At 34.5% G+C, this 22204-nt stretch carries 19 protein-coding genes; 14 read left to right on the forward strand and 5 right to left on the reverse strand.

Annotation, left to right across the window (positions count from 1 at the left end; all coding sequences use genetic code 11):
- The first annotated feature begins 785 nt into the window (after nucleotides 1-785).
- Genes lpxK through ACFOUY_RS02175 form a run of 3 tightly spaced genes read left to right on the forward strand, consistent with a single transcriptional unit; the run spans nucleotide 786 to nucleotide 4681 of the window.
- Nucleotides 786-1847: a tetraacyldisaccharide 4'-kinase gene (gene lpxK, locus ACFOUY_RS02165; protein WP_378958805.1), complete on the forward strand. Its 1062-nt coding sequence runs from the start codon at nucleotides 786-788 to the stop codon at nucleotides 1845-1847.
- Nucleotides 1819-2634 (forward strand): purine-nucleoside phosphorylase, encoded by an 816-nt coding sequence (locus ACFOUY_RS02170; protein ID WP_378958806.1) that lies wholly within the window; start codon nucleotides 1819-1821, stop codon nucleotides 2632-2634. Before lpxK ends, ACFOUY_RS02170 begins: the two co-directional genes overlap by 29 nt.
- Complete coding sequence (locus ACFOUY_RS02175; RefSeq protein ID WP_378958807.1) at nucleotides 2621-4681, forward strand: putative porin; 2061 nt, start codon at nucleotides 2621-2623, stop codon at nucleotides 4679-4681. The genes ACFOUY_RS02170 and ACFOUY_RS02175 overlap by 14 nt, the downstream gene beginning before the upstream one ends.
- Nucleotides 4682-4736: 55 nt before the next feature.
- On the opposite strand, the gene ACFOUY_RS02180 is transcribed toward ACFOUY_RS02175, so the two are convergent.
- Together ACFOUY_RS02180 and ACFOUY_RS02185 are read right to left on the reverse strand one after the other, a co-directional pair.
- Entirely contained in the window at nucleotides 4737-5429 is a 693-nt protein-coding gene (locus ACFOUY_RS02180) for a porin family protein (protein WP_378958808.1), read from the reverse strand.
- 375 nt (nucleotides 5430-5804) lie between these two features.
- Complete coding sequence (locus ACFOUY_RS02185) at nucleotides 5805-6986, reverse strand: asparagine synthetase B (protein WP_378958823.1); 1182 nt, start codon at nucleotides 6984-6986, stop codon at nucleotides 5805-5807.
- Between the two features lie 538 nt (nucleotides 6987-7524).
- Here ACFOUY_RS02185 and ACFOUY_RS02190 point away from each other — a divergent pair.
- Together ACFOUY_RS02190 and ACFOUY_RS02195 are read left to right on the forward strand one after the other, a co-directional pair.
- A complete protein-coding gene (locus tag ACFOUY_RS02190) occupies nucleotides 7525-7983 on the forward strand; it encodes a peptidylprolyl isomerase (protein ID WP_378958809.1) in 459 nt (152 codons plus the stop codon).
- A gap of 76 nt (nucleotides 7984-8059) precedes the next feature.
- Entirely contained in the window at nucleotides 8060-8611 is a 552-nt protein-coding gene (locus tag ACFOUY_RS02195; protein WP_378958810.1) for a DUF5606 family protein, read from the forward strand.
- 249 nt (nucleotides 8612-8860) lie between these two features.
- Here ACFOUY_RS02195 and rlmH read toward each other — a convergent pair whose 3' ends face one another.
- A complete protein-coding gene (gene rlmH, locus ACFOUY_RS02200; RefSeq protein ID WP_378958811.1) occupies nucleotides 8861-9334 on the reverse strand; it encodes a 23S rRNA (pseudouridine(1915)-N(3))-methyltransferase RlmH in 474 nt (157 codons plus the stop codon).
- A gap of 41 nt (nucleotides 9335-9375) precedes the next feature.
- On the opposite strand from rlmH, the gene ACFOUY_RS02205 reads away from it, so the two are divergent.
- The 5 genes from ACFOUY_RS02205 to ACFOUY_RS02225 all read left to right on the forward strand — a co-directional run bounded on the left by ACFOUY_RS02205 (nucleotide 9376) and on the right by ACFOUY_RS02225 (nucleotide 13957).
- A complete protein-coding gene (locus ACFOUY_RS02205; RefSeq protein ID WP_378958812.1) occupies nucleotides 9376-11190 on the forward strand; it encodes a MutS-related protein in 1815 nt (604 codons plus the stop codon).
- A gap of 62 nt (nucleotides 11191-11252) precedes the next feature.
- Nucleotides 11253-12587, forward strand: a complete 1335-nt coding sequence (locus tag ACFOUY_RS02210) for a GH1 family beta-glucosidase (RefSeq protein WP_378958813.1) — start codon at nucleotides 11253-11255, stop codon at nucleotides 12585-12587.
- A gap of 57 nt (nucleotides 12588-12644) precedes the next feature.
- A complete protein-coding gene (locus ACFOUY_RS02215; protein WP_378958814.1) occupies nucleotides 12645-12968 on the forward strand; it encodes a hypothetical protein in 324 nt (107 codons plus the stop codon).
- A gap of 46 nt (nucleotides 12969-13014) precedes the next feature.
- Entirely contained in the window at nucleotides 13015-13416 is a 402-nt protein-coding gene (locus tag ACFOUY_RS02220) for a hypothetical protein (protein WP_378958815.1), read from the forward strand.
- A 220-nt stretch (nucleotides 13417-13636) separates the two neighbouring features.
- A complete protein-coding gene (locus ACFOUY_RS02225; protein WP_378958816.1) occupies nucleotides 13637-13957 on the forward strand; it encodes a hypothetical protein in 321 nt (106 codons plus the stop codon).
- Nucleotides 13958-14131: 174 nt separating this feature from the next.
- On the opposite strand, the gene ACFOUY_RS02230 is transcribed toward ACFOUY_RS02225, so the two are convergent.
- On the reverse strand, nucleotides 14132-16411 hold the full coding sequence (locus ACFOUY_RS02230) for an aconitate hydratase (protein WP_378958817.1): 2280 nt from the start codon (nucleotides 16409-16411) through the stop codon (nucleotides 14132-14134).
- Between the two features lie 254 nt (nucleotides 16412-16665).
- Nucleotides 16666-17325, reverse strand: a complete 660-nt coding sequence (locus ACFOUY_RS02235; RefSeq protein WP_378958818.1) for a polysaccharide deacetylase family protein — start codon at nucleotides 17323-17325, stop codon at nucleotides 16666-16668.
- A 76-nt stretch (nucleotides 17326-17401) separates the two neighbouring features.
- Between ACFOUY_RS02235 and ACFOUY_RS02240 the strand changes: the two genes are divergently transcribed.
- From ACFOUY_RS02240 to ACFOUY_RS02255, 4 genes are all read left to right on the forward strand, one after another.
- Complete coding sequence (locus ACFOUY_RS02240; protein WP_378958819.1) at nucleotides 17402-18754, forward strand: TolC family protein; 1353 nt, start codon at nucleotides 17402-17404, stop codon at nucleotides 18752-18754.
- Nucleotides 18755-18860: 106 nt separating this feature from the next.
- Nucleotides 18861-20198, forward strand: coding sequence for an efflux RND transporter periplasmic adaptor subunit (locus tag ACFOUY_RS02245; RefSeq protein WP_378958820.1), 1338 nt, complete (start codon nucleotides 18861-18863; stop codon nucleotides 20196-20198).
- Nucleotides 20199-20315: 117 nt separating this feature from the next.
- Complete coding sequence (locus ACFOUY_RS02250) at nucleotides 20316-21314, forward strand: NAD(P)H-dependent glycerol-3-phosphate dehydrogenase (RefSeq protein ID WP_378958821.1); 999 nt, start codon at nucleotides 20316-20318, stop codon at nucleotides 21312-21314.
- A gap of 386 nt (nucleotides 21315-21700) precedes the next feature.
- Nucleotides 21701-22045, forward strand: a complete 345-nt coding sequence (locus tag ACFOUY_RS02255; protein ID WP_378958822.1) for a hypothetical protein — start codon at nucleotides 21701-21703, stop codon at nucleotides 22043-22045.
- Nucleotides 22046-22204: the final 159 nt, after the last annotated feature.

The raw sequence follows: 22204 nt of genomic DNA on the forward strand, positions 1-22204 counted from the left end.
CATGGTCTGTGTCTTCACAGAACATAATCCATTCATTCCCTTAGTTTAGCTACTGTTAACGTCCCTTATATTGATTTTTATGAAATAAATTAACCCTACCATTGAGAAGTTACTTCATGCTCAACTTGATTGGGTATCTTAATGCTTTCGCAGGCATATATAATGTTTCCTTTCTAGCGCTTTAGGATTCCCGTTTTCACGAGAAGGACGTAAGGATTCGTCATGCTACCATTGACATTATATAAACGGATGTTTTAAACCACCTAAGGCACCTAAGAAAATCTAAGCTGATCCATGGTCTGTGTCTTCACAGAACATAATCCATTCATTCCCTTAGTTTAGCTACTGTTAACGTCCCTTATATTGATTTTTATGAAATAAATTAACCCTACCATTGAAGTTACGTCATGCTCAACTTGATTGAGTATCTTAATGCTTTCGCAAGCATATATAATGTTTCCTTTCTAGCGCTTTACGATTCCCGTTTTCACGGGAATGACGACCGCTCAAAATATTATTCTGCTAACAGCACTTCAAAATCAATTTTGATACTGCCTTAATGGTTTTCAACCTGTTGTAGGTTGTCGTTGCCTTTGTTATTAAACAGGATTGCAGTAGTATCCCCGATCTTTTATTAGGAATTTAGTGCAAAACCTATATAACATTAATTATTGCTACAGTAGTTGCTTTTCAAAACATTTTTAATAAACAAAGGTTGCTTTAGTATGCATTGCCAAACGCGATGCTATTCTTTTTTAAATAATAAGTAATTTTGAAACACGATTATGCTAGTTAACTACTTACGCCTTTTACTTCTTCCTTTCTCACTAATTTATGGTTTAGCCATTACGCTCAGAAAAAAGCTGTATGACTGGGGCATTATGCGTTCTGTAAAATTTGATTTGCCGATAATTTGCGTCGGTAATTTAGCTGTTGGAGGTTCTGGAAAAACACCTACAACAGAATATTTAGTGAGGTTATTAGGCGATTATAAAATTGCAATATTGAGTAGGGGATACGGGCGAAAGACCAAAGGCTTTATATTGGCTGATGCAACTGCAACTGCCGAAACGATTGGTGATGAACCTTTACAGTATCATCAAAAATTTGAGGATGTAACCGTTGCCGTTTGCGAAGATAGAGTTGCAGGCATCGAAAAACTAAAAGAAAACCACGATTTAATTATTTTGGATGATGCTTTTCAGCATAGAGCAGTTAATGCCGGTTTAAATATTTTACTCTTTGAATTTAGAAAACTAGGAACTTTACAATTCTTACTCCCGGCAGGAAATTTAAGAGATATTTTTGCTTCGAGAAAAAGAGCTGATATTTTATTGGTAACCAAATCGCCAGTGCCATTATTGCATGTTGCACAACAAGCTTCGGTAAATGAGTTGCAACCAAATAATAATCAGCCAGTATTACATTCCTATTTGAAATATGGCGATTTACAACATTTATACAATAACGAATGCCGAACTTTAGATTCGATTAATGATTTTGAAATTTTTCTTTTAACAGGAATTGCAAATCCGGCGCCATTAATTGAAGAACTTGAGAAATACTCCAAAGCCGTCAAGCACGAAGAATTTGCTGATCATTATGCTTTTAAGGAAGAAGATATTAAGAAGTTTAAATCGGCTTTTGATAAAGGTGTAAAAAAAGATAAAATCATCATCACAACAGAAAAGGATAGCAAACGTTTAAAAGCTGCGGGATTTAAAGATTTACTGGTAAATTTACCCGTATATTTTTTACCCATCGAGGTTGAATTATTTGAAGAAGATAAGATTACCTTTGATGAACTTATTTTAAACTATGTTAAGAGCAATAGAAGAAACCGTTGAGTATATAAAACGTAAAACCGAAAACTTTAATCCAGAAATAGGCATTATTTTAGGCACAGGCTTAGGTGGTTTGGTTAAAGATATCGAAGTTGAACATCAGTTGATGTACTCGAATATTCCAAATTTTCCGATATCTACTTTAGAATTTCATAGTGGTAAATTAATTTTTGGAACTTTAAACGGAAAGAAAATTGTTGCCATGCAAGGTCGTCTGCATTATTACGAGGGTTATAGTATGCAGCAAATCACTTTCCCTGTTAGGGTAATGAAAGGTTTGGGTATAGAAAATTTAATCGTTTCTAATGCTGCAGGCTCTCTAAATCCAGAATTTAAAAAAGGCGATTTAATGATTATCGAAGATCATATCAATCTTCAGCCAGATAACCCGTTGCGTGGTATAATCGAAAGTTCTTTGGGTCCTCGTTTCCCTGATATGAGTCAGCCGTATAAAAAAAGTATCATTACTAAAGCTTTAGATATTGCAAAGGATGTTGATGTTAAATGCCATAAAGGTGTTTATGTTGCCGTTTCTGGTCCTAATTTAGAAACAAAAGCAGAATACAAATATTTGCGTTTAATTGGAGCCGATGCTGTTGGTATGAGCACCGTGCCTGAAGTTATTGTAGCAAACCACGCAGGATTACCTGTTTTTGCAATTTCTGTATTAACTGATGAGGGATTTCCTGAAGAATTACAACCATTCAATTTAGATGAAATTTTAGAAGCTGCGGCAAAAGCAGAGCCTAAAATGACAGAGATTTTAACCCGACTAATTGCCGAATTATAAAATGCGTAAAGTTGTTCTGTTCTGCTTTTTAATCTCACTATTCGTTGGTGTTAACAACGTTTTAGCTCAAGATTTAAAAACGAGCGTAGGTAAGAATAAAGAGTTAGATTCTTTACGTAAGAAGGAAGAAGGTGAAAAGGATTCTGTAGTTTACAATGCAAAGTACATTAAGTTTACCAAAATGGCTTTAAGTAAAGATAGTATTGTATTGATTCCGTTGGATACTTCCACTTTTAATATTCAGAATTATAGTCCGCTCATGCAGCCAAAGCACCCCACAATTACTACTGGTAGCATGGGGCAAGTTGCAAGGCCTTTATTATACGAGCCATCAAAAAGAATAGGTTTCGATCCAGGTTATCATTCCTTAGATTATTATGCGTTAACACCCGAAGATATTATTTATTATCAGGCAAGGGCACCTTTTACCAGTTTGTATCTAATTAGTGCAGGACAAAAGGAACAACTTTTCAGAGGGATTCATAGTCAAAATATTAAGAAAAACTGGAATGCCGGGTTTAATTTCAATAGAATGGATTCGAGGGGATTTTATAGCCGCCAGCGGGGAGATAATTTAAATATAGCGCTGTTCAGCTGGTATCAATCACCAAGCAAAAGGTACAATATGTGGGCTTCGGCTATTTTTAATACCATGCGGGCTTACGAAAATGGTTCTATTCGTGCAGATAGTATTTTTAACTCGGGCTATGAGAAGATTGCAAGAGATGCAGAGGCCGTTCGTTTATCTAATGCCAGAAACCTTTATCGAAAAAATACAATATTCTTAAAGCAAACCTATTATGTTGGTCGTTTAGATAGTTCAAATACAGTTAACGGCTCTGTTGTTCCTACAAATAAAATAACTTATACCGTAGAGTACAATAATGATAGTTACGATTTTACCAAAGATCAGGAAGATGATCATACCGCAATTCCGAAAGCATTAAGTAAAATCGGTAAAATAACCATCAAGCCTAATGATGCTAGTGATTTACTTTTGGATTCTGTTTTTACTAATGATTCTACGCATGTTCAACATATTAAAAATGAATTTCTTTACAGCTTTTTCTTAAGAGCCAAAAACTCTTCGGTTATTAAAAACGAACTGAAACTTGATGCTGGTATCCGACACGATTATTATAGCTACGCTTCTATCGGGAGAAGAAAAAATGGTAATACTTACGAAAACAGAAATTTCGGTTTTCAGAATTTAAGCCTAATAGGAGCACTCGGTTATCGTTTTACGAGTAACATTGATTTAAACCTGGATGTTCAACAAGTTTTTCAAGGAAGAAATGCAGGAGATTTTCTTTACGAAGCTAAAAGTAGAATTGCTTTAAGCAAATCTATAGGAAGAATTGAACTCGGTGCATATCTTCAGAATCAGTCACCTTCCGAAATTTTTAATTTTTATAATGGTAATCATTACGAATGGAGTAACTCTAATTTAAAAAACACTAAAGTGGCTAACCTATCTTTCTCCTATATTAATGATAAATTAGGCTTAGAGGCTGGTGCAAAATATTTTTTAACCAGTAATTACTTATACTTTGGTCAAGGAGCAACAGCGCTTTCCATTATGCCAGTTCAGGAAACTTCAGATATAAGCTTGATTAGGTTGGATGTTTCTAAAAAATGGAGGTTCGGAAAATTTGCTATAGAAAACTACCTTGCGTATCAAAAAACTGATAACGAAAATGTTTTAAGAACGCCAGAATTTTATACTTGTAATAGCTTTTATGTCGACTTAACCATTTTTAAAGTTTTAAAAACTAATATTGGTTTCGATGTTAGATATAATACTGCCTATGCAAATTATTCCTATTCGGCAGCAGCATCGCAATTCTACGTTGGTGATGCAACGGTATTTAAATCTACGCCAGTAGTAGATTTATTTTTGAAAACTAATTTAAAGCGGGCGAATATTTTTATAAAATATGATTACGCAAATCAAGGTTTATTTTCAACAGGATATTATACAGTTAATCGCTACCCTATGCCAGATGCTTTACTTAAATTCGGCGTAACCTGGAATTTTTACGATTAACAAAAAAAGCCTGTTTTGACTAATCAAAACAGGCTTAGTTATTATATTGGGTTTTCTATAATGAATAACCGATTGTAAAACCTAATACACGGTTTCTAAGCTTATCATCATTACTTCTAGAATCTTTTGGTACTAAGTTAGATATACCTAAACCATAATTTGCTCCAATTGATACGCCGCTATTTAAACGATATGCTAAACCAAAATTAGCACCAAAATCAATGCTGCTTAAGTCGTCGCTTTTTGTACTACCAAATTCTATATCTCTATCTGTAAAAGAAGAACCAGCAACAGCACCGCTTGAGTAAGTTCCAGTATATTTGTTTTTTCCAGAAATATTAAAACCAACGTAAGGGCCTGCACTAATTTGGAATGCGCCAGCATCACCCGTAGGAATTCTAACCACAGCGTTAATAGGAACCTCAATTGCCATTACATCTTGTTTGAATGTGCCTGTAACGGAAGTTCCACCAACTGTTCCTGTGCTTTCCAACTTAGCTCCCTTGTTTTGTAGTGAAACACCTGGCTGGATAAAGAAATTATTTCCAACTCCGAAATCTCCAAAAGCAGTTACATTATAACCAATATTGTTTTTGTAATCTAAATCTGCCGCACCTGTTCCACTGTAGGTTGATAGATTAACACCTGCTTTTAATCCAAATCTTGCACTGCTTCCACTCATTGTTTTTTGCGCAAAAGCACCAGTTGCCAATAATAAAACACCTGCACATAATAGTAACTTTTTCATAATATTTTCTTTTTAGGTAAAAGATTTTCTAGTTTAATTACATTCAGGTAAATCCTGAATTATTTAAACCACTCTTTCCAAAAGCTATGCCAAAGTATCAAGTGTGTTACAGTTTGGTGGTTAATTTGTTGAAGTACAGTAGGGTTTAAGTGGATTTTACATTGTCGTTTTAAATAAATAATTGATGCTTCTAACTCTTGCTTTGTGTATAGATAATAGGAATTATCAAACTTTTAATTAGAAAAATTTGAGCTTGGTTTGATAGTTAATATCTAAAGTTATTAGTCATTCTTCTCCAGGCAAGGATCTTAAAGCAGCTCACATAATTTAGTTAGGCGTCACATTGCAGCCAAGGCATAAAAAACTAAATGATTTTTATGTTTTTTGAGGTTTCTTCTTCGCGGCTGGAAAAAGCACATTATTTAATATAAGCCTATAGCCAGCAGAGTTTGGATGTAAATTTAGATCAGTTGGTGGATCACCTACAGCATGTTGATAATCTTCAGGGTCGTGCCCGCCATAAAAAGTAAATTGACCTTTACCAATTTCGCCATGTAAATATCTAACTTCTGCCGCTCCTTTATTTTCGCCAAGAACAGTAACACTCGTTTTTATTAAATTTTTTCTAAACGCGGTTGTTTGCCCCATAAAACCTTTAATTACCTTATCGTGGTTTTGCGTAAGCATTGTAGGAACTAAATCCCACTTTGCAGAAAAATCGAACAAGGTGAAGTAGTCATTAGATTCATTTAAACTACGATTATTGGTCACATCAATATCCGAAAACTCATAATTCATAGGGTTGTTATCCAGTTTAAAGTTTTGGAAAGCCAGTGTTTTGTTATAATCGAGTTTCGATTGTGCGTTTGGGTCAGCGCCATCGCCATCAAACATTGCGGCACAAATATCAATACCTTCTGCGGCAAGCGCAATATCGAAACTATCAGTTCCAGAGCACATGGCAAACATAAAACCACCACCAACGCAATATTCTTTTATATGCTTTGCTACTGCAAGTTTCATTTCCGAAACTTTTTTATAGCCCATTCTTTTAGCTAAAGCCTCCTGGCTTTTAACATCTTCCTGATACCAGGTTGCATATCTAAAGGACGACCAAAACCGCCCGTATTGACCAGTAAAGTCCTCGTGATGTAAATGTAGCCAATCATATTTGCTTAGCTTATCCTGTAAAATATCATCATCATATATTACATCGTAAGGAATTTCTGCATAAGTTAAAACCAAGGTTACTGCATCATCCCATGGTAGTTTGCTTTTTGGTGAATAAACAGCAATTTTTGGCGTTTTTTCTAGCTTAACCATTTCCATATTTACGGATGGGTCGCTAATTTCATTTAGTAAATTGGTTACTTTTCCATCTGCCATTACTTCATAAGAAACACCTCTTATTTTGCATTCCTCTTCAACGGTTTTATTATATTTAATTAAAAAACTGCCTCCTCGGTAATTCAAAAGCCAATCTACTTCAACTTGTTTGCTAATTGTCCAATAGGCAATGCCATAAGCTTTTAAATGATTCTTCTGATCTTCATCCATATAAATTAACAATGATGAAGCTTTAACCCAAATGCTGGTAAGCAAACAGAAAATCAAAATGTAATACTTTTTTTTAATCGCCATAATTACATAAAACACTAAAATACCTGATTTAGTCTGTTTACAAAAATTAAAAAAATGATTTATAGATTTTATAAGGGTGCGTGGGGACACGCACCTTGGCTATTTGCAATGGAACGTGTCTCCACGTTCTATAAAATAATTGGAGTTGAAATTTAAACTGTTTCTTATATTAATGATTAAATTTCTATTATCGGTTTCTGGGTACATAATGTAGTATATACACCTGAGAGTAGCAGCAGCCCCGAGTTTTTTCTATGAGGGCTATAGCGAATGGCAGGGCTGTAGATTGCGAAGAATTACTTTACCGTTCGTTTTCTTATGTTTTTTATCAAAAGATTGAGTAATATTTGTAATTTAAATCTTTAAAGATGTTCTATTTATACAATTTTGTTATTTTTGCGGTTCCCATAAAATTTTAACGTATTGGGAAAGTTTTTAATAAATAAAAATTGATATGAGTAAAGCAATAATAAAAACCGAAAAAGGTAATATGACTGTAGAGTTCTTTGAAAAAGATGCTCCGAAAGCAGTTGCAAACTTCAAAAAATTAGCAAACGAAGGCTTTTACGATGGTGTAACTTTTCACCGTGTAATTTCTGATTTTATGGTTCAAACAGGTTGCCCTAATTCTAAAGATGGTGCGTCTGGTATGCCAGGTACTGGTGGTCCGGGTTACAAAATCGATTGTGAATTAGATGGCGAAAATCAATATCACGATCGTGGTGTGCTATCTATGGCTCATGCAGGTCGTAATACTGGTGGTTCACAATTCTTTATTTGCCACAGCAGAACGAACACAGCGCATTTAGATCGTAACCATACTGTATTTGGTAAAGCAATTGAAAATGTTGATCTTGTTGATGATATCCGTCAGGGAGATAAGATTTTAGGAATTGAAATTATTGAAGATTAGTAAATTGCGTTAAGCGGTGAGCGTTAAGCGTTTAAAGCGTTACTCACTAACCGCCAACCGCTAAACAATTATATATATGAATTTAAGAGGAATAGTTGCCGTTTCTGGCAGACCAGGTTTATTTAAACTTGTTGGACAAAATAAAGTAGGTTATATTTTAGAAGGGTTAGATGCACAAAAACTTAAAGTTGTGGCTAACATCACCAATACTAAACTTGCATCTTTAGAAGATATCACCGTTTACGGCGAAGAAGAGGAAATTAAATTAGTTGATGTTTTTACAAAAATTGCAGCTAAAGGAACAACTCCAGATACTAAAGCAGATACTTCAGTTTTACGTGCTTACTTTAACGAAGTTGCACCAGGACACGATGAAGATAAAGTTTATGCTTCTGATATGAAAAAAATTATTGGTTGGTATAACTTAATTAAGGATATGCCTTTGTTTACAGAAGATACTCCTGAAACACAAGGTACGCCAGCTGAAGTGAAGTTATCTGAGGAAAAAGCTGCAGCTGATAAAAAGCAAAAAGCTACGGGTTCTAAAGCTTCTGCAAGTGCAAAAGCAACCACAAAAACTTCTGCACCAGCTAAGAAAGCTAGCATGACAAGTAAAAAAGGAGTTTAATCTTCTTAAATGAATCTTAAAAACATCGGATTTATTCGATGTTTTTTTTTGCCTTTTATTTAGAGAAATACCAGATTAAACCACAAATAAGAGAAGAAGCAATTATGCTAATCCAAAAATATTTGTCGCTACCACTTTGTCTGCTTTTAAATCTATACTGTCTCTTATATTTATCTAGTAACATATCGTTTTTATTTTATGATGAAATAATTTGTTAAATTCCATATTTGATTAAAGTTTTGTCTTTTATTAAGCATGATGATAAGGTTCTCCTTTTAAAATACTGAAACCTCTGTATAATTGCTCAACAAAAAACAAGCGTATCATTTGGTGAGAAAATGTCATATCAGATAAAGATATTAAACCATTCGCTCTTTTGTAAATTGTATCGTCAAAACCGTAAGGGCCACCAATTATAAAAATTAAATGCTGTACACTTCCAACCATTTGCTTATTCAAATAATTGGAAAACTCTACTGAACTATATTTTTTTCCTTTTTCATCGAGAAAAATAACAACATCGCCATTATTAATTTGTTTGTGTAGCAACTCTGCTTCTTTTGTTTTCTGTTGTGCTTCTGATAAATTTTTAACGTTTTTAACATCAGGAATTGCCAGAAAACTAAAATTAATATAGTGTTTTAAACGATTAATATATTTTTCAATGCCTTCAATTAGGTATTTGTCTTCTGTTTTGCCAATGGCGATAAGGGTAATCTTCATCTAATATTTACCTATATTTATCATTTTTCAATTCAAATATAATGTTAAAAACACAAGCGCAAATAATATCTGGTTACAACGAAAAAATTAGAGAAGTTAGTACACGAATTAATGAAAGAAAAAAACTGGTAGATAAGCTTTCTTTAGTTAGAATTGGGTTATTCCTTGCCGAAATTCTATTTTTTGTATTGCTTTTAAATTCTGCTGATGATGGCTGGAGGACTGTATTGCAAATTGCTTTGCTTCTGCCTGTATTTGTTTTTGCATTTGTAGTTAAAAAGCAAAGCAAATTAGACCGGGAAATCGATTATCAGAAACAATTGCTATGGGTTTATCAAAACGAATGGAACCAGCTAAATAACGTAAAAAATGGTTATGATGATGGGAATCAATTTGAATCAGAATCACATCCTTTTACATCTGATTTGGATATTTTTGGAAGCACATCTCTGTATTCATTAATAAACAGGTGTTACACGAAAAACGGTAAAGATGTATTGGCTAAAAATTTATCAGAAAAAACATCAAGATCAACAATTTTCTCGCGTCAGGAAGCTGTTAAGGAAATTCTAAATAATATTGATGATACTTTTGATTTCAGAGCAAATCTCCACGGTCATGATGTAGAAAAAATAGAATTAATAAAAAAACAGTTAGCGCATCAGTTGGGCGAACAGTTATCTTTCGTGCGAAAGAGCTTATTAAAGTTTTATATTATCTTAACGCCTTACATTTCTGTTGCATTGATTCTTGCGGCGATATTTATAAATAATGTGTTTTGGGATGTTTTAATACTTTACTTTTTGATTAACGTTGGCTGGAATATGTCGCAAGGCGCTAAAATTAACAAGGTGTTTTATAGTTTCAGCGGAGGCTCTAATCTTTTAAATGGATATGCAGACGCTATTCTTTGGACAGAAAATCATCAATGGAAAAGTAGTTATATTCTATGTTTTTTCAACTCGAAAACACCAGTAAGTAAACAAATTAAAAGTCTTTCCAAAATTATTCAAAACTTTGATGCCAGGTTAAATATCCTTGTAGGAGTGGCTTTAAATGCTTTGTTCATGTGGGATTTAAGATGCTGCGCAAGCTTAGACCGCTGGTACCAGTCTTCCTCAAAAGATGTAATTTCTGCTTTAAACCATTTGGGAGATTTTGAAGAACTGATTTCTTTAGCAACGTTAGCGCATAATCAGCCAGAATGGATTTTTCCCGAAATTGATGAGTCCTTTGCACTGAAAGGATTACAAATCGGTCATCCGTTAATTCCATCCGAAAATAGAATATCAAATGATTTTGGTGTAGAAAGTAATCCAACGGTTGATATTGTTACCGGTTCAAATATGGCCGGAAAAAGTACATTTTTGCGCACACTTGGTATTAACATGGTTTTGGCTTATGCTGGTGCTCCGGTTTGTGCTAAATCAATGAATTTGTCTGTATTTTCCATAAATACTTATATGCGTATTAAAGATTCGTTAAATGAAAGTACATCAACTTTTAAGGCTGAATTAAATCGTTTAAAAATGATTTTAGATAACGTAGTTAAAGATAAAAATACTTTTGTTTTAATTGATGAGATGTTGCGTGGTACTAATAGCCGTGATAAATATTTGGGTTCTAAGGTATTTGTAGAAAAACTAATTGCCGAAAAAACGCCAGCACTTTTTGCTACACATGATTTGCAATTAGCAGATTTAAAACAACAAAATCAACATACATTGCGTAATTACCATTTTGATATTACGATAAATAATGGCGAAATGTTGTTTGATTATAAATTGAAAAATGGTCCTTGCCAAACTTTTAATGCTGCAATTTTATTAAAAGAGATTGGGTTAACGCTTGATTAGTAAATTAAAGTTTAATCATCTGTTAACATTAACTTCTCATATTTATAAATAAAATATATGGAATGATAAAATCTGCTGATTTTGGTCAAGATTTTTTGTGGGGCGTAGCAACTGCTGCTGCTCAAATAGAAGGAACATCAGATATGTATGGTAAAGGTGCCTCTATTTGGGATACTTTTTCTGCCAAGAGCGGCAAAATAAAAAAAGGACATAAAATAAATGTTACCTGCGATTTTTATCATCGTTTTAGAGAAGACATTGCTTTGGTTAAAATTTTGGGGTTTAAAGTTTTTAGATTCTCAATCGCCTGGTCTAGAATTTTACCTTACGGAAAAGGCGAGGTTAACCCCGAAGGAATCAGGTTTTATCACAACGTAATCGACGAGTGCTTAGAACACGGGATAACGCCTTATATCACTTTATACCATTGGGATTTGCCCCAGGCTTTAGAAGATGAGGGTGGTTGGACAAGCTTTAGTATTAACGCAGCTTTCAATGCTTTCGTTAGTATTTGCGCTATGGAATACGGAGATAAAGTTAAAAACTGGATCATCATTAATGAACCTTTTGGTTTTACTTCCTTAGGATATATGTTAGGTGTGCATGCACCAGGTAAAACCGGTCTCGGCAACTTCTTTTCTGCTGTACATCATACCGCTTTGGCACAGGCAGAGGGTGGTAAAATTCTGCGTGCAGAAATACATAAGGCTAACATTGGTACAACGTTTTCTTGCTCCGAAATTCTGCCTTATACACAAAGTGACAACGATATACTTGCTGCAAAAAGAGTAGATTGTTTAATGAACAGGCTTTTTATTGAACCAACTTTAGGTTTAGGTTTCCCTTCTGCCGATTGGGATGTTCTTGAAAAGTTTCAAATAGAATATGGCACGTGGCGCCATATCGACCGTTATAAATTTGATTTCGATTTTATTGGCTTGCAAAATTATTTTCCTTTAACTGTAAAGTACAATGCTTTTATTCCTGTTATTCAGGCCTGGGAAGTTAAGGCGAAAAACCGTAAAAAACCACATACTGCAATGGGGTGGGAGATTAATGCAGATAGCTTTTACAATATTATAAAACAGTTCTCTAGTTACAATGGTGTAAAAAACATAATGATAACTGAAAATGGCGCAGCTTATCATGATAAGATTGTAGATGGGAGCGTTAATGATGCTGAACGCATAGAATATTTTCAATTATACCTAGCCGCATTACTTAAGGCAAAGAATGAAGGTTTGCCAATTATCGGATATATGGCCTGGACATTAATGGATAATTTTGAATGGGCAGAAGGTTTTAATGCCCGTTTTGGATTAATTTATAATGATTTTAAAACCCAACTTCGAACTATAAAAGATTCTGGTTACTGGTGGCAGAAGTTTTTGAAATAGGAGACTGTAGCACTTCCAGATTATTCATCGTTTAGCTGAATACAAACAAATGGCTATATGAGAAAATTAAAACTATTAACTGCAGTTCTATCACTTTTATTTATTTTAAGTTGTAAAAAGCGCCAGAACACCCCCGAAATCATTACCTCAAAGGCAAGTGTTATACAAGATTGTGTTGCAACATATTTGAAGTTAGAAGCGGGACAAACCTACAGGGTTTGTAATTTGACCAAAGCTGAGACTTTTAAGACTGGTGAACAAGTATCTGTTGTTTATTATCTAATTAATGTTTGTAATGGTGGGTTTAGGGAGATTAGTTGTTATAAAACGCCTATAAAAGAAGATGGCGTTGTCTATATAACTGAAATTAAAGTACAATAATTTTACTTCTCAACCAAAGATTTTATCTTATTTCAACTCAAAATCTATGATTTATAAATTTAGAATAATTGCATTTCTATTCTCCCTAATTCTTCCAACTTTTTCAGCGTGTAAAGACAGTAACTTAATTACTTCTACAAAAGAGGCTGATGAAAGCGAATTGAAAGTGCTGTTAAATGAAATTGAAAAAATGTCTGATGGGATAACTTGTACTAATGCATCCGATTGGCGGTTTGTTCCAATTGGCTCAAAACCTTGTGGCGGCTCAACACATTTTGTTTTGTATTCTGTTAAAATCGATACTAATTTGTTTCTTCAAAAAGTAGAACAATACACTCAAAAACAAAAAAACTTTAATGTAAAGTATCAATTATCTTCAGATTGCAAAGGAATCGTTGCTCCAAAATATATTGCCTGCATTAACGAAAAGCCAAAATTAGTTTACTAATAATATTAATACTTAGAGGCAAACCTTAATAGGGTGTGCCTTTTTTTATGAAAAATATTATAATTTAATTTAGACTTAATCTAAATAGTGTATATTTGGATTCTTCTTGTAAGTCTTCAACATTATATTTTGGTTAGTTTTTGTTGATTAGTAAGTCCTGTTTACCCGCATAAATGCATGTGGGTAAATCAGGCACAATTATAGTTTAAATAGTTAGCCTATGTGTAAAACTTTGGTTTTAGCTCAGAATGAAAATATAACCATTGCGCAGTGTTGCAATTGTCGTGTTTTAAATATTTGGAGAGCAGGTGTTCTTATGAACTTTTCATTTGAACAGTTTGATGCCTTTTATAATGCAACTAAAAGATTGGAATTTGATAATTATTTAGAAAATAGACCCGATGGAAAAGAAGTAGTAATTCTATCTACGCCTTTCCCAGATATAAGTTTGGTTTTTACAAGAGAAGAATGGCGTGAGTTTTTTCAGAAAATGGAAGAGGCTACTTTTATGCAAAAGGTGTATGAGCTTGTACATAATTAACACCACCTTCCTATCAAAAAAAATCCCGTCTTGAAATTAATTCAAAACGGGATTTTTTATTTGGATTAAGGAATAAAGATCAAGGAACAAAGATCGTAATTATAAAATCTGTCTTTGTTCCTTACGCCTAGCTCTTTTATCCTTGCTCCTTTATCCTTATTCTTATTCTTATTCTTAAAGCGCAGCTTTTGCAGCAGCATCTCTTCTAATGATATTTAAAGCGCCACCAGCAACAAACCACTCAATTTGTTGAGCGTTATAGCTGTGATTAACTGGGAATTGCTCTTGAGTACCGTCTGCATGGTGTAAAACCAATGTTAATGGTTTATCTGGAGCAAATTCTGTTAAACCTAAGATGTCAATTTTATCATCCTCAAGAATTTTATCATAATCTGCTTTGTTTGCGAATGTTAAGCCTAACATACCTTGTTTTTTAAGGTTTGTTTCGTGAATACGGGCAAAAGATTTTACCAGTACGGCACGAACGCCTAAATGACGAGGCTCCATAGCTGCGTGTTCACGAGAAGAACCTTCACCATAGTTTTCATCACCAACTACTATCGAGCCAATGCCTGCCGCTTTATAATCACGCTGAGTTGCAGGAACAGGGCCATATTCACCAGTTAATTCATTCTTAACATTATCTGTTTTATCGTTGAAGTAATTAACTGCACCGATTAGCATGTTGTTAGAGATATTATCTAAGTGACCACGGAATTTTAACCACGGACCAGCCATGGAAATATGATCTGTAGTACATTTACCTTTTGCTTTGATTAAAAGATTTAAACCTTTCAAGTCTGTACCTTCCCAAGGTGTAAAAGGATCTAATAATTGTAAACGGTGAGAAGTTGGAGAAACCAAAACCTCAACGCCAGAACCATCTGCTGCAGGCGCTTGGAAACCAGCATCTTCAACTGCATAACCTTTTGGAGGCAATTCATAACCCGTTGGCGGATCTAATTTAATTTGTTCGCCTTTATCGTTTGTTAACGTATCGGTTAATGGGTTGAAACCTAAATCACCAGCAATTGCAATTGCAGCGACCATTTCTGGCGATGCTACGAAAGCAAAAGTGTTAGGGTTACCATCAGCACGTTTAGCAAAGTTTCTGTTAAAAGAGTGTACAATTGTATTTTTTTCTGCTTTTTCTGCACCAGTTCTATCCCACATACCAATACATGGTCCGCAAGCGTTGGTGAAAATAGTCGCATTTAAATCTTCGAAAGTTTTTAAGTAACCATCGCGATTTGCTGTATAACGAACTTGTTCCGAACCTGGGTTAATACCAAAATCTGCCTTAGTTTTTAATCCTTTAGAAATTGCCTGATTAGCAATAGAAGCTGCTCTAGATAGATCTTCGTAAGAAGAGTTGGTGCAAGAACCAATTAAACCCCATTCTACTTTTAAAGGCCAGCCGTTTTTCTCTGCTTCAACTTTCATTTGCGAAACCGGAGTAGCTAAATCTGGTGTAAAAGGACCGTTTAAATAAGGCTCTAATTCATCAAGGTTGATTTCGATAACCTGATCAAAATATGTTTCCGGGTTAGCATAAACTTCATCATCACCGGTTAAATACGCTGCAATTTTGTTTGCTTCATCAGCAACTTCGTTTCTACCTGTAGCACGTAAATAACGCTCCATGCTTTCATCGTAACCGAAAGTAGAAGTAGTTGCACCTATCTCGGCACCCATGTTACAAATGGTACCTTTACCAGTACAGCTTAAATTTACAGCGCCATCGCCAAAGTATTCTACAATTGCACCAGTACCACCTTTTACAGTTAAAATACCAGCAACTTTTAAAATAACATCTTTAGCAGCAGTCCAACCATTTAGTTTACCTGTTAATTTTACACCAATTAACTTAGGAAATTTAAGCTCCCAAGGTAATCCAGCCATAACATCACAAGCATCAGCACCACCTACACCAATAGCAACCATACCTAAGCCACCTGCATTTACAGTGTGTGAGTCAGTTCCAATCATCATTCCACCTGGGAACGCGTAATTTTCTAAAACTACCTGATGAATAATACCTGCTCCTGGTTTCCAGAAACCAATACCATATTTATTTGATACAGATGATAAAAAGTCGAAAACTTCAGCACTTTCTGTTTTTGCATGAGGCAAATCAATATTAGCACCTTCTTTAGCAGTGATTAAGTGATCGCAATGTACCGTTGATGGAACTGCAACTTGCGGGCGACCTGCCTGCATAAATTGTAAAAGAGCCATTTGAGCCGTTGCATCTTGCATGGCTACGCGGTCTGGTGCGAAATCTACGTAATCTGTTCCGCGAGAAAATGCTTTTTTAGGATCGCCATCCCAAAGGTGAGCATACAATATTTTTTCAGATAATGTTAAAGGTCTGCCAACTACTTTACGAGCTGCATCTACGCGGCTACCGAAGTTTGCATAAACCTTTTTAATCATGTCTATATCAAAAGCCATCGATTTATTGGTTAAAAGGTAATACTTCTATTCTAATAGCTGCGAATTTACAAAAAAAATACACCTCTTACAGTCATTAGAAGATCATTGTATTATTTAGTATTATTCTAAATAGCTTATGGATTTAAACACTGTCCGTTTTCAGTTAGGGGTGTTCGTTTTTGAACAGTTTACATCGGTTGTCGGCTAAGCAACCTACTTGTAGTAAGTTAGTTACAGATAATTAGTCGTTTGGCATTAATTTCGTCTGTAATTTATAATGATGAAAATTGATAACCTTTTTCTGAAAAATACTGTAGCACTTTTGGTAATGCATACATTAACCGATCTGCTGCTTTTAAACTATCGTGAAAAACAATAATAGAGCCGTTTCTAGTGTGTTTTATAACGTTTAAATAACATTTTTCAGGTGAAAGATTGATGTCAAAATCGCCGCTTAGTATATCCCACATTATAATTTGTAGTTGGCAGTTTTCAGCTTTTAGTTTAGAGTTCTTTACTTTCAGTTTTAGGCTTTCAGCTTTCAGCTTAATAATTTGTGACTTTTTTATCCTCCCGTAAGGTGGCCGAAAAAGATTTGTTTGCGTAAGCGCCTGGCATTTTAATGCGTTTTTTACATAAGTTTCATCATCGGTTATCCATCCTTTAAGGTGATTAAAAGTATGGTTTCCGATAGCATGACCGTCGTTTTTTACACGTTCAAAAACCTCGGGATTTTTAGTGATATTATCACCAATACAAAAGAATGTCGCTTTGGCATTAAAAGCTTTTAAAGTTTTTAATACAAAATCTGTAACATTGGGTATAGGTCCGTCGTCAAAGGTTAAATAAATAACTTTTTCATTTCGAGGCTTATTCCATAATAACGATGGGTAATACCATTTAAGCAGAAGCGGTGATTTGACCAGGTACATTACTCAAAGTTAGTAATTGCGTGGATAGATTGAAATTATTAAAGTTGTTTATATAGATTTGAAACAAATTATGAAGATGTTTACCCAAACAAAGTTTTTTTCCGGTTCTGCATTATTAGTGGCGTTATGCTTAGGTCAAAGTGTTAGTGCTCAAGAAGTAATAACCATACAGCAAGCGGTTGATAATACCTTAAAAAATAACCTAACCATTAAACAAGCTCAGTTTAGTGCGGCTATTAGCGATGAGAATTTAACTCAATCTAAGTATGCTCTTTATCCAAATCTGAACGCCAGCGTAAATCCTAATTTAACTTTTGGTCGTGGTTTAGATCAAACTACGTTTCAGGTTACTAACCAGACTTCGCTATTTACAAGTGGAAATTTGAGTACCAATATAGATTTGTTTCAAGGTTTTTCGAAAATCAATCAAATCAGACAAAACAAAACTATTTTAGAAGCAGATAAAAGCAATGTAGATAAAGTTAAAAACGATTTAATTTTAAACGTTGTAACGGCATATCTACAGGTTTTATATAATACCGATTTGGAAAGAGCATCTAAAGAGCAATTAGACATTGCCAATAAAACTTTGGTAAGAGAAAATGCCTTGTTGGATGCAGGAAATAAAACATTAGCAGATATTTCTCAGGCCAAATCGCAAGTTGCAATAGCCGAATTAAACTTAACAAATGCGCAAAATGCCTTATCTATTTCTTACCTAACTTTAGGCCAACTAATGGAAATGCAGCCTAACCAAAAATTTGTTGTTCAGGCACCATTAATTGATAACGTAAAAGCGGCTACTTCAACTGCTAACCCCGACGAAATTTTTAATAACGCATTAAATATTTTTCCTGATATCAAGTTAGCAACTTTACGTTCTCTTGCGGCTAAACAAGCTATTGCAGTTGCAAAGGGTGCGTACTTGCCGTCATTAAGTTTAGGTGCGGGCATAAATACTTCATATTCTTATCAATTCGATTATAAAGGCTTAAATCCTCAATCTTCTTTTGCAGATCAGATTGATCAGCGTTTAGGACAAAGTGTAGGAATGAGTTTGCAAATTCCTATTTTTAATGGATTTACGGCACGTTCAAGTGTTCGTAGGGCAAAAATTACTTATCAAAATACATTAACCTCTGAGCAATTAGCTAAAAACAATTTAAACAAAGTTATTTTTCAGGCGACAACAGATTTAAAAGCGGCTGAAAGTCGGTATGGTTCAACACAAAATGCCTTTAACGCACAAAAGGATGCTTTTTATGTTGTAGAGCAGCGTTATAATGTGGGTTTGGTAAACTCTTTAGATTATAGCACAGCACAAACAAATAGAAATAAAGCTGAAATAGATTTTATTCAGGCTAAGTACGATCTTTTATTCAGGGCTAAGGTAATTGATTACTATTTAGGTAAACAGATTACATTTTAAATTAGGTTGAAAGACTAAAGCAAAAAGCTTAAAGTTTGGTATGTCTAAACTTTTCAACCTTTAACCATTCAACTTTAAAACAATAAACTAATACAATAAAAACATTATGAAACTGAAGCACATTTTAATTACCATTGGTGTTATCCTGGTCGTTCTTATCGGATTAAAACTTGCCGGAGTTATCGGGGGCGATAAAACTGAAAAAGTTACTGTAGAAAAGGCATCGGATAGAACTGTTGTAGAAACAGTAACTGCGAGTGGTAAAATACAACCTGAAACAGAAGTAAAATTAAGTTCTGAAGTTTCTGGTGAGGTGGTAGAATTAAAAGTAAAAGAAGGTGATATTGTTAAAGCTGGCCAATTACTTTGTAAAGTTAGACCAGATGTGCTGCAATCGGGTTATGAAAGAACCGTTGCTTCATTTAATGCTCAAAAGGCGAATGTTGCTGCCGCTCAACAACAGCTAATTCAGAATCAAGCTAACTTTGTTAACTCAGAAGCTACTTATAAACGTAATGTCGAATTATTTAATAAGAAGGTAATTTCAGCCTCAGAATTTGATGCGGCTAAAGCTGCATATTTAACAGCTAAAGCAAATTTAGCAAGTGCTAAAGAAAATGTAACCGGTGCTAAATTTACATTAGAGCAAACTGGCGCTAATGTTAAAGAGGCGGGGGCAAACTTGGCAAAAACAACAATTTACGCTCCGGTTGATGGTGTTGTTTCTAAGTTATCAATAGAACTTGGCGACCGTATTTTAGGTACTTCACAAATGGCGGGCACAGAAATTATGCGTATCTCTAATCTTTCATCAATGGAAGTAAATGTTGATGTAAACGAAAACGATATTACTCGTGTTAAAGTTGGCGATAAATCATCAATAGAAGTAGATGCTTTCTCTGATAAGAAATTTAGAGGTGTGGTAACTGAAATTGCAAGTTCTTCAACAGCTGTTGGAACTACAACTTCAACCTCGGTAGATCAGGTGACTAATTTCTCTGTAAAAATTAGAATTACAGAAGAACTTTCTGGTAAACAACAATCTATTTTCCGTCCGGGTATGTCAGCAACTGTAGATATCGAAAGCGAGTCGTTAAAAGGATTATCAGTTCCTATTCAAGCGGTATTTACCGATAATAAAAATAAAGCGGCTGATGCTACTGCAAATAACCAGGAAAATAGTGATAAGCAAAAATCGAAGCTTGCAGATAAAACCGTTAAGCAATTTGTTTATATTTATGATGCGGCTACCAAAAAAGTCAAACAAGCTGAAGTTACAACAGGCATACAGAATGATCAGTTTATCATCATAAAATCTGGTATCAAAGCTGGTCAGGAAATCGTTACCGGACCATATTCTGCTATTCAAAACAAGCTTAAGGATGGTATGATTGTAGAAAAAACATCTAAAGACCAATTGTTTAGCAAAGACGCTAAAAAGTAGTTAATAAATAATCGTAAGAAATAGTATCTTGCGTTGTTGAAGTTGTAAGGTTTAGGATTTAAGTTAATTGCTTATTCTTATACCTTACACCTTTTACCTTTAACTTTTTTTATAACCATGGTACCAAAAATAGCAATGATTGGGGGCGGAAGCTGGGCGACTGCCATTGTAAAAATGCTATCAGATAATCTGACAGAAAAGGAAATTTATTGGTGGATGCGTAATACAGAAGCGATTGAGCATATCAAGAAATTTAAGCATAATCCAAATTACATAAGTTCTGTTGAGCTAAAAATAAATGCTGATAATATTTCAACTGATATTAACTGTATTGTCAATTCTGCAGATTATATCATTTTAAACGTTCCTGCCGCTTTCTTAAAAGAAACCCTTAAAAATATTACTCCAGCCAATTTAAAGGGCAAGAAAATTATTTCTGCAATTAAAGGAATTGTTCCTGAAGATAATCTCATTATTGGAGAATTCCTTCACGAAATTTACGAAGTTCCTTATCACGATATTTTGGTTGTTAGCGGTCCTTGCCACGCAGAAGAAGTTGCATTAGAAAAACTTTCTTACCTAACAATTGCTTGCACCGATGTAGAAAAGGCATCAACTTTCGCAACATTTTTAAATACACGTTACATTAAAACCAATGTTTCTGATGATATTTTCGGAACAGAATATGCTGCAGTTTTAAAAAATATTTACGCTGTGGCCAGTGGTATTTGCCATGGAATTGGTTATGGAGATAATTTTCAGGCTGTTTTAATTAGCAATGCCATTCGAGAAATTGAAAGGTTTGTTGCTGCCGTTCATCCTATAAATCGAGATATTAAAGAATCTGCTTATTTGGGCGATTTGCTTGTAACTGCTTATTCTCAATTTAGCAGAAACCGAACTTTTGGCAACATGGTAGGGAAAGGTTACACCGTAAAATCTGCACAATTAGAAATGAATATGATTGCAGAAGGCTATTATGCTGTAAAATGTATGCATATTAAAAATCAGGAGTACGATGTAGATATGCCAATTAGTAAGGCCGTTCACCGTATTTTGTACGAAGGTCGCTCACCTCATATCGAAATGAAAATGCTTGCTGAGAAATTAAATTAGTCACAGGAAATTTTGTTGTAAAGCAATTGTTGTACTCCTCGGCTGCAACAGTCCTTCTTTACGCTAAATCTATTTTGCGAAAGTTTGCGACGTTGATTAGAGCGCTTGTGTCTCAAAATAGTATATCGCTCCAATAAGGTTTATAATACACAAGTAAGGGCTAGCATTAATTGTTAGTCTATAACTGCAAATTAGCCCCCGCAAAGCGGCATACCTTAAGCGTAGCGTAAGGATATAGCGAAGCACGGAGGCAGAGTTAAATAGAAGTAGTTGTTTTGCGCTTAAAGAAAGAATAACGACTATTTTCTACAGTATTATTTTAACTTGCTGTAAGTGAAACAAAATCCAAAATGGAATGTTATTGTTATATATAAAATATAACTGTCATGAAAAAGAAATTAGCAGTAGGCTTATTAACATTAGCATTATTTGCAGGTTTAACGCTAAGCGTTAACGCACAAGAAAAAAAGAAAACAGAAGTAGGTAAAGCATTACAAAGCACGGGCAAAGCAATTGATAAAGGCGCTAAGTCTGTAGGAAATAAAACGGCGGAAGTAGCTGTAAAAGGAAGTTCTAAGGTTGCAGACAAAACCTGGAAAGGTAAAATGGCACCAGATGGTTCTGATGTTTACATCAACGCTAAAAACGAAAAATATTACGTAAACTCAAAAGGTGCTAAAATTTGGTTAAAACCAAGTCAGATTAAAACGCGTGTAGAGAAGAAAAATTAGTGCTAAGTTATTAGCGCATAAAAAAGCAGTTCAAGATGAGCTGCTTTTTTTATGGTGGTGCGCCGGGCATGGCAATCAACTATAGGGTTAAAGTCCCGAACACGCTTAGCAGTAGGAAGTGTTAGCCAGAGACAAGGGTGTCGTGGGTGACTGCGAATC

The sequence above is a fragment of the Pedobacter jamesrossensis genome, from assembly GCF_042650905.1.
Classification (GTDB): Bacteria; Bacteroidota; Bacteroidia; order Sphingobacteriales; family Sphingobacteriaceae; genus Pedobacter; species Pedobacter jamesrossensis.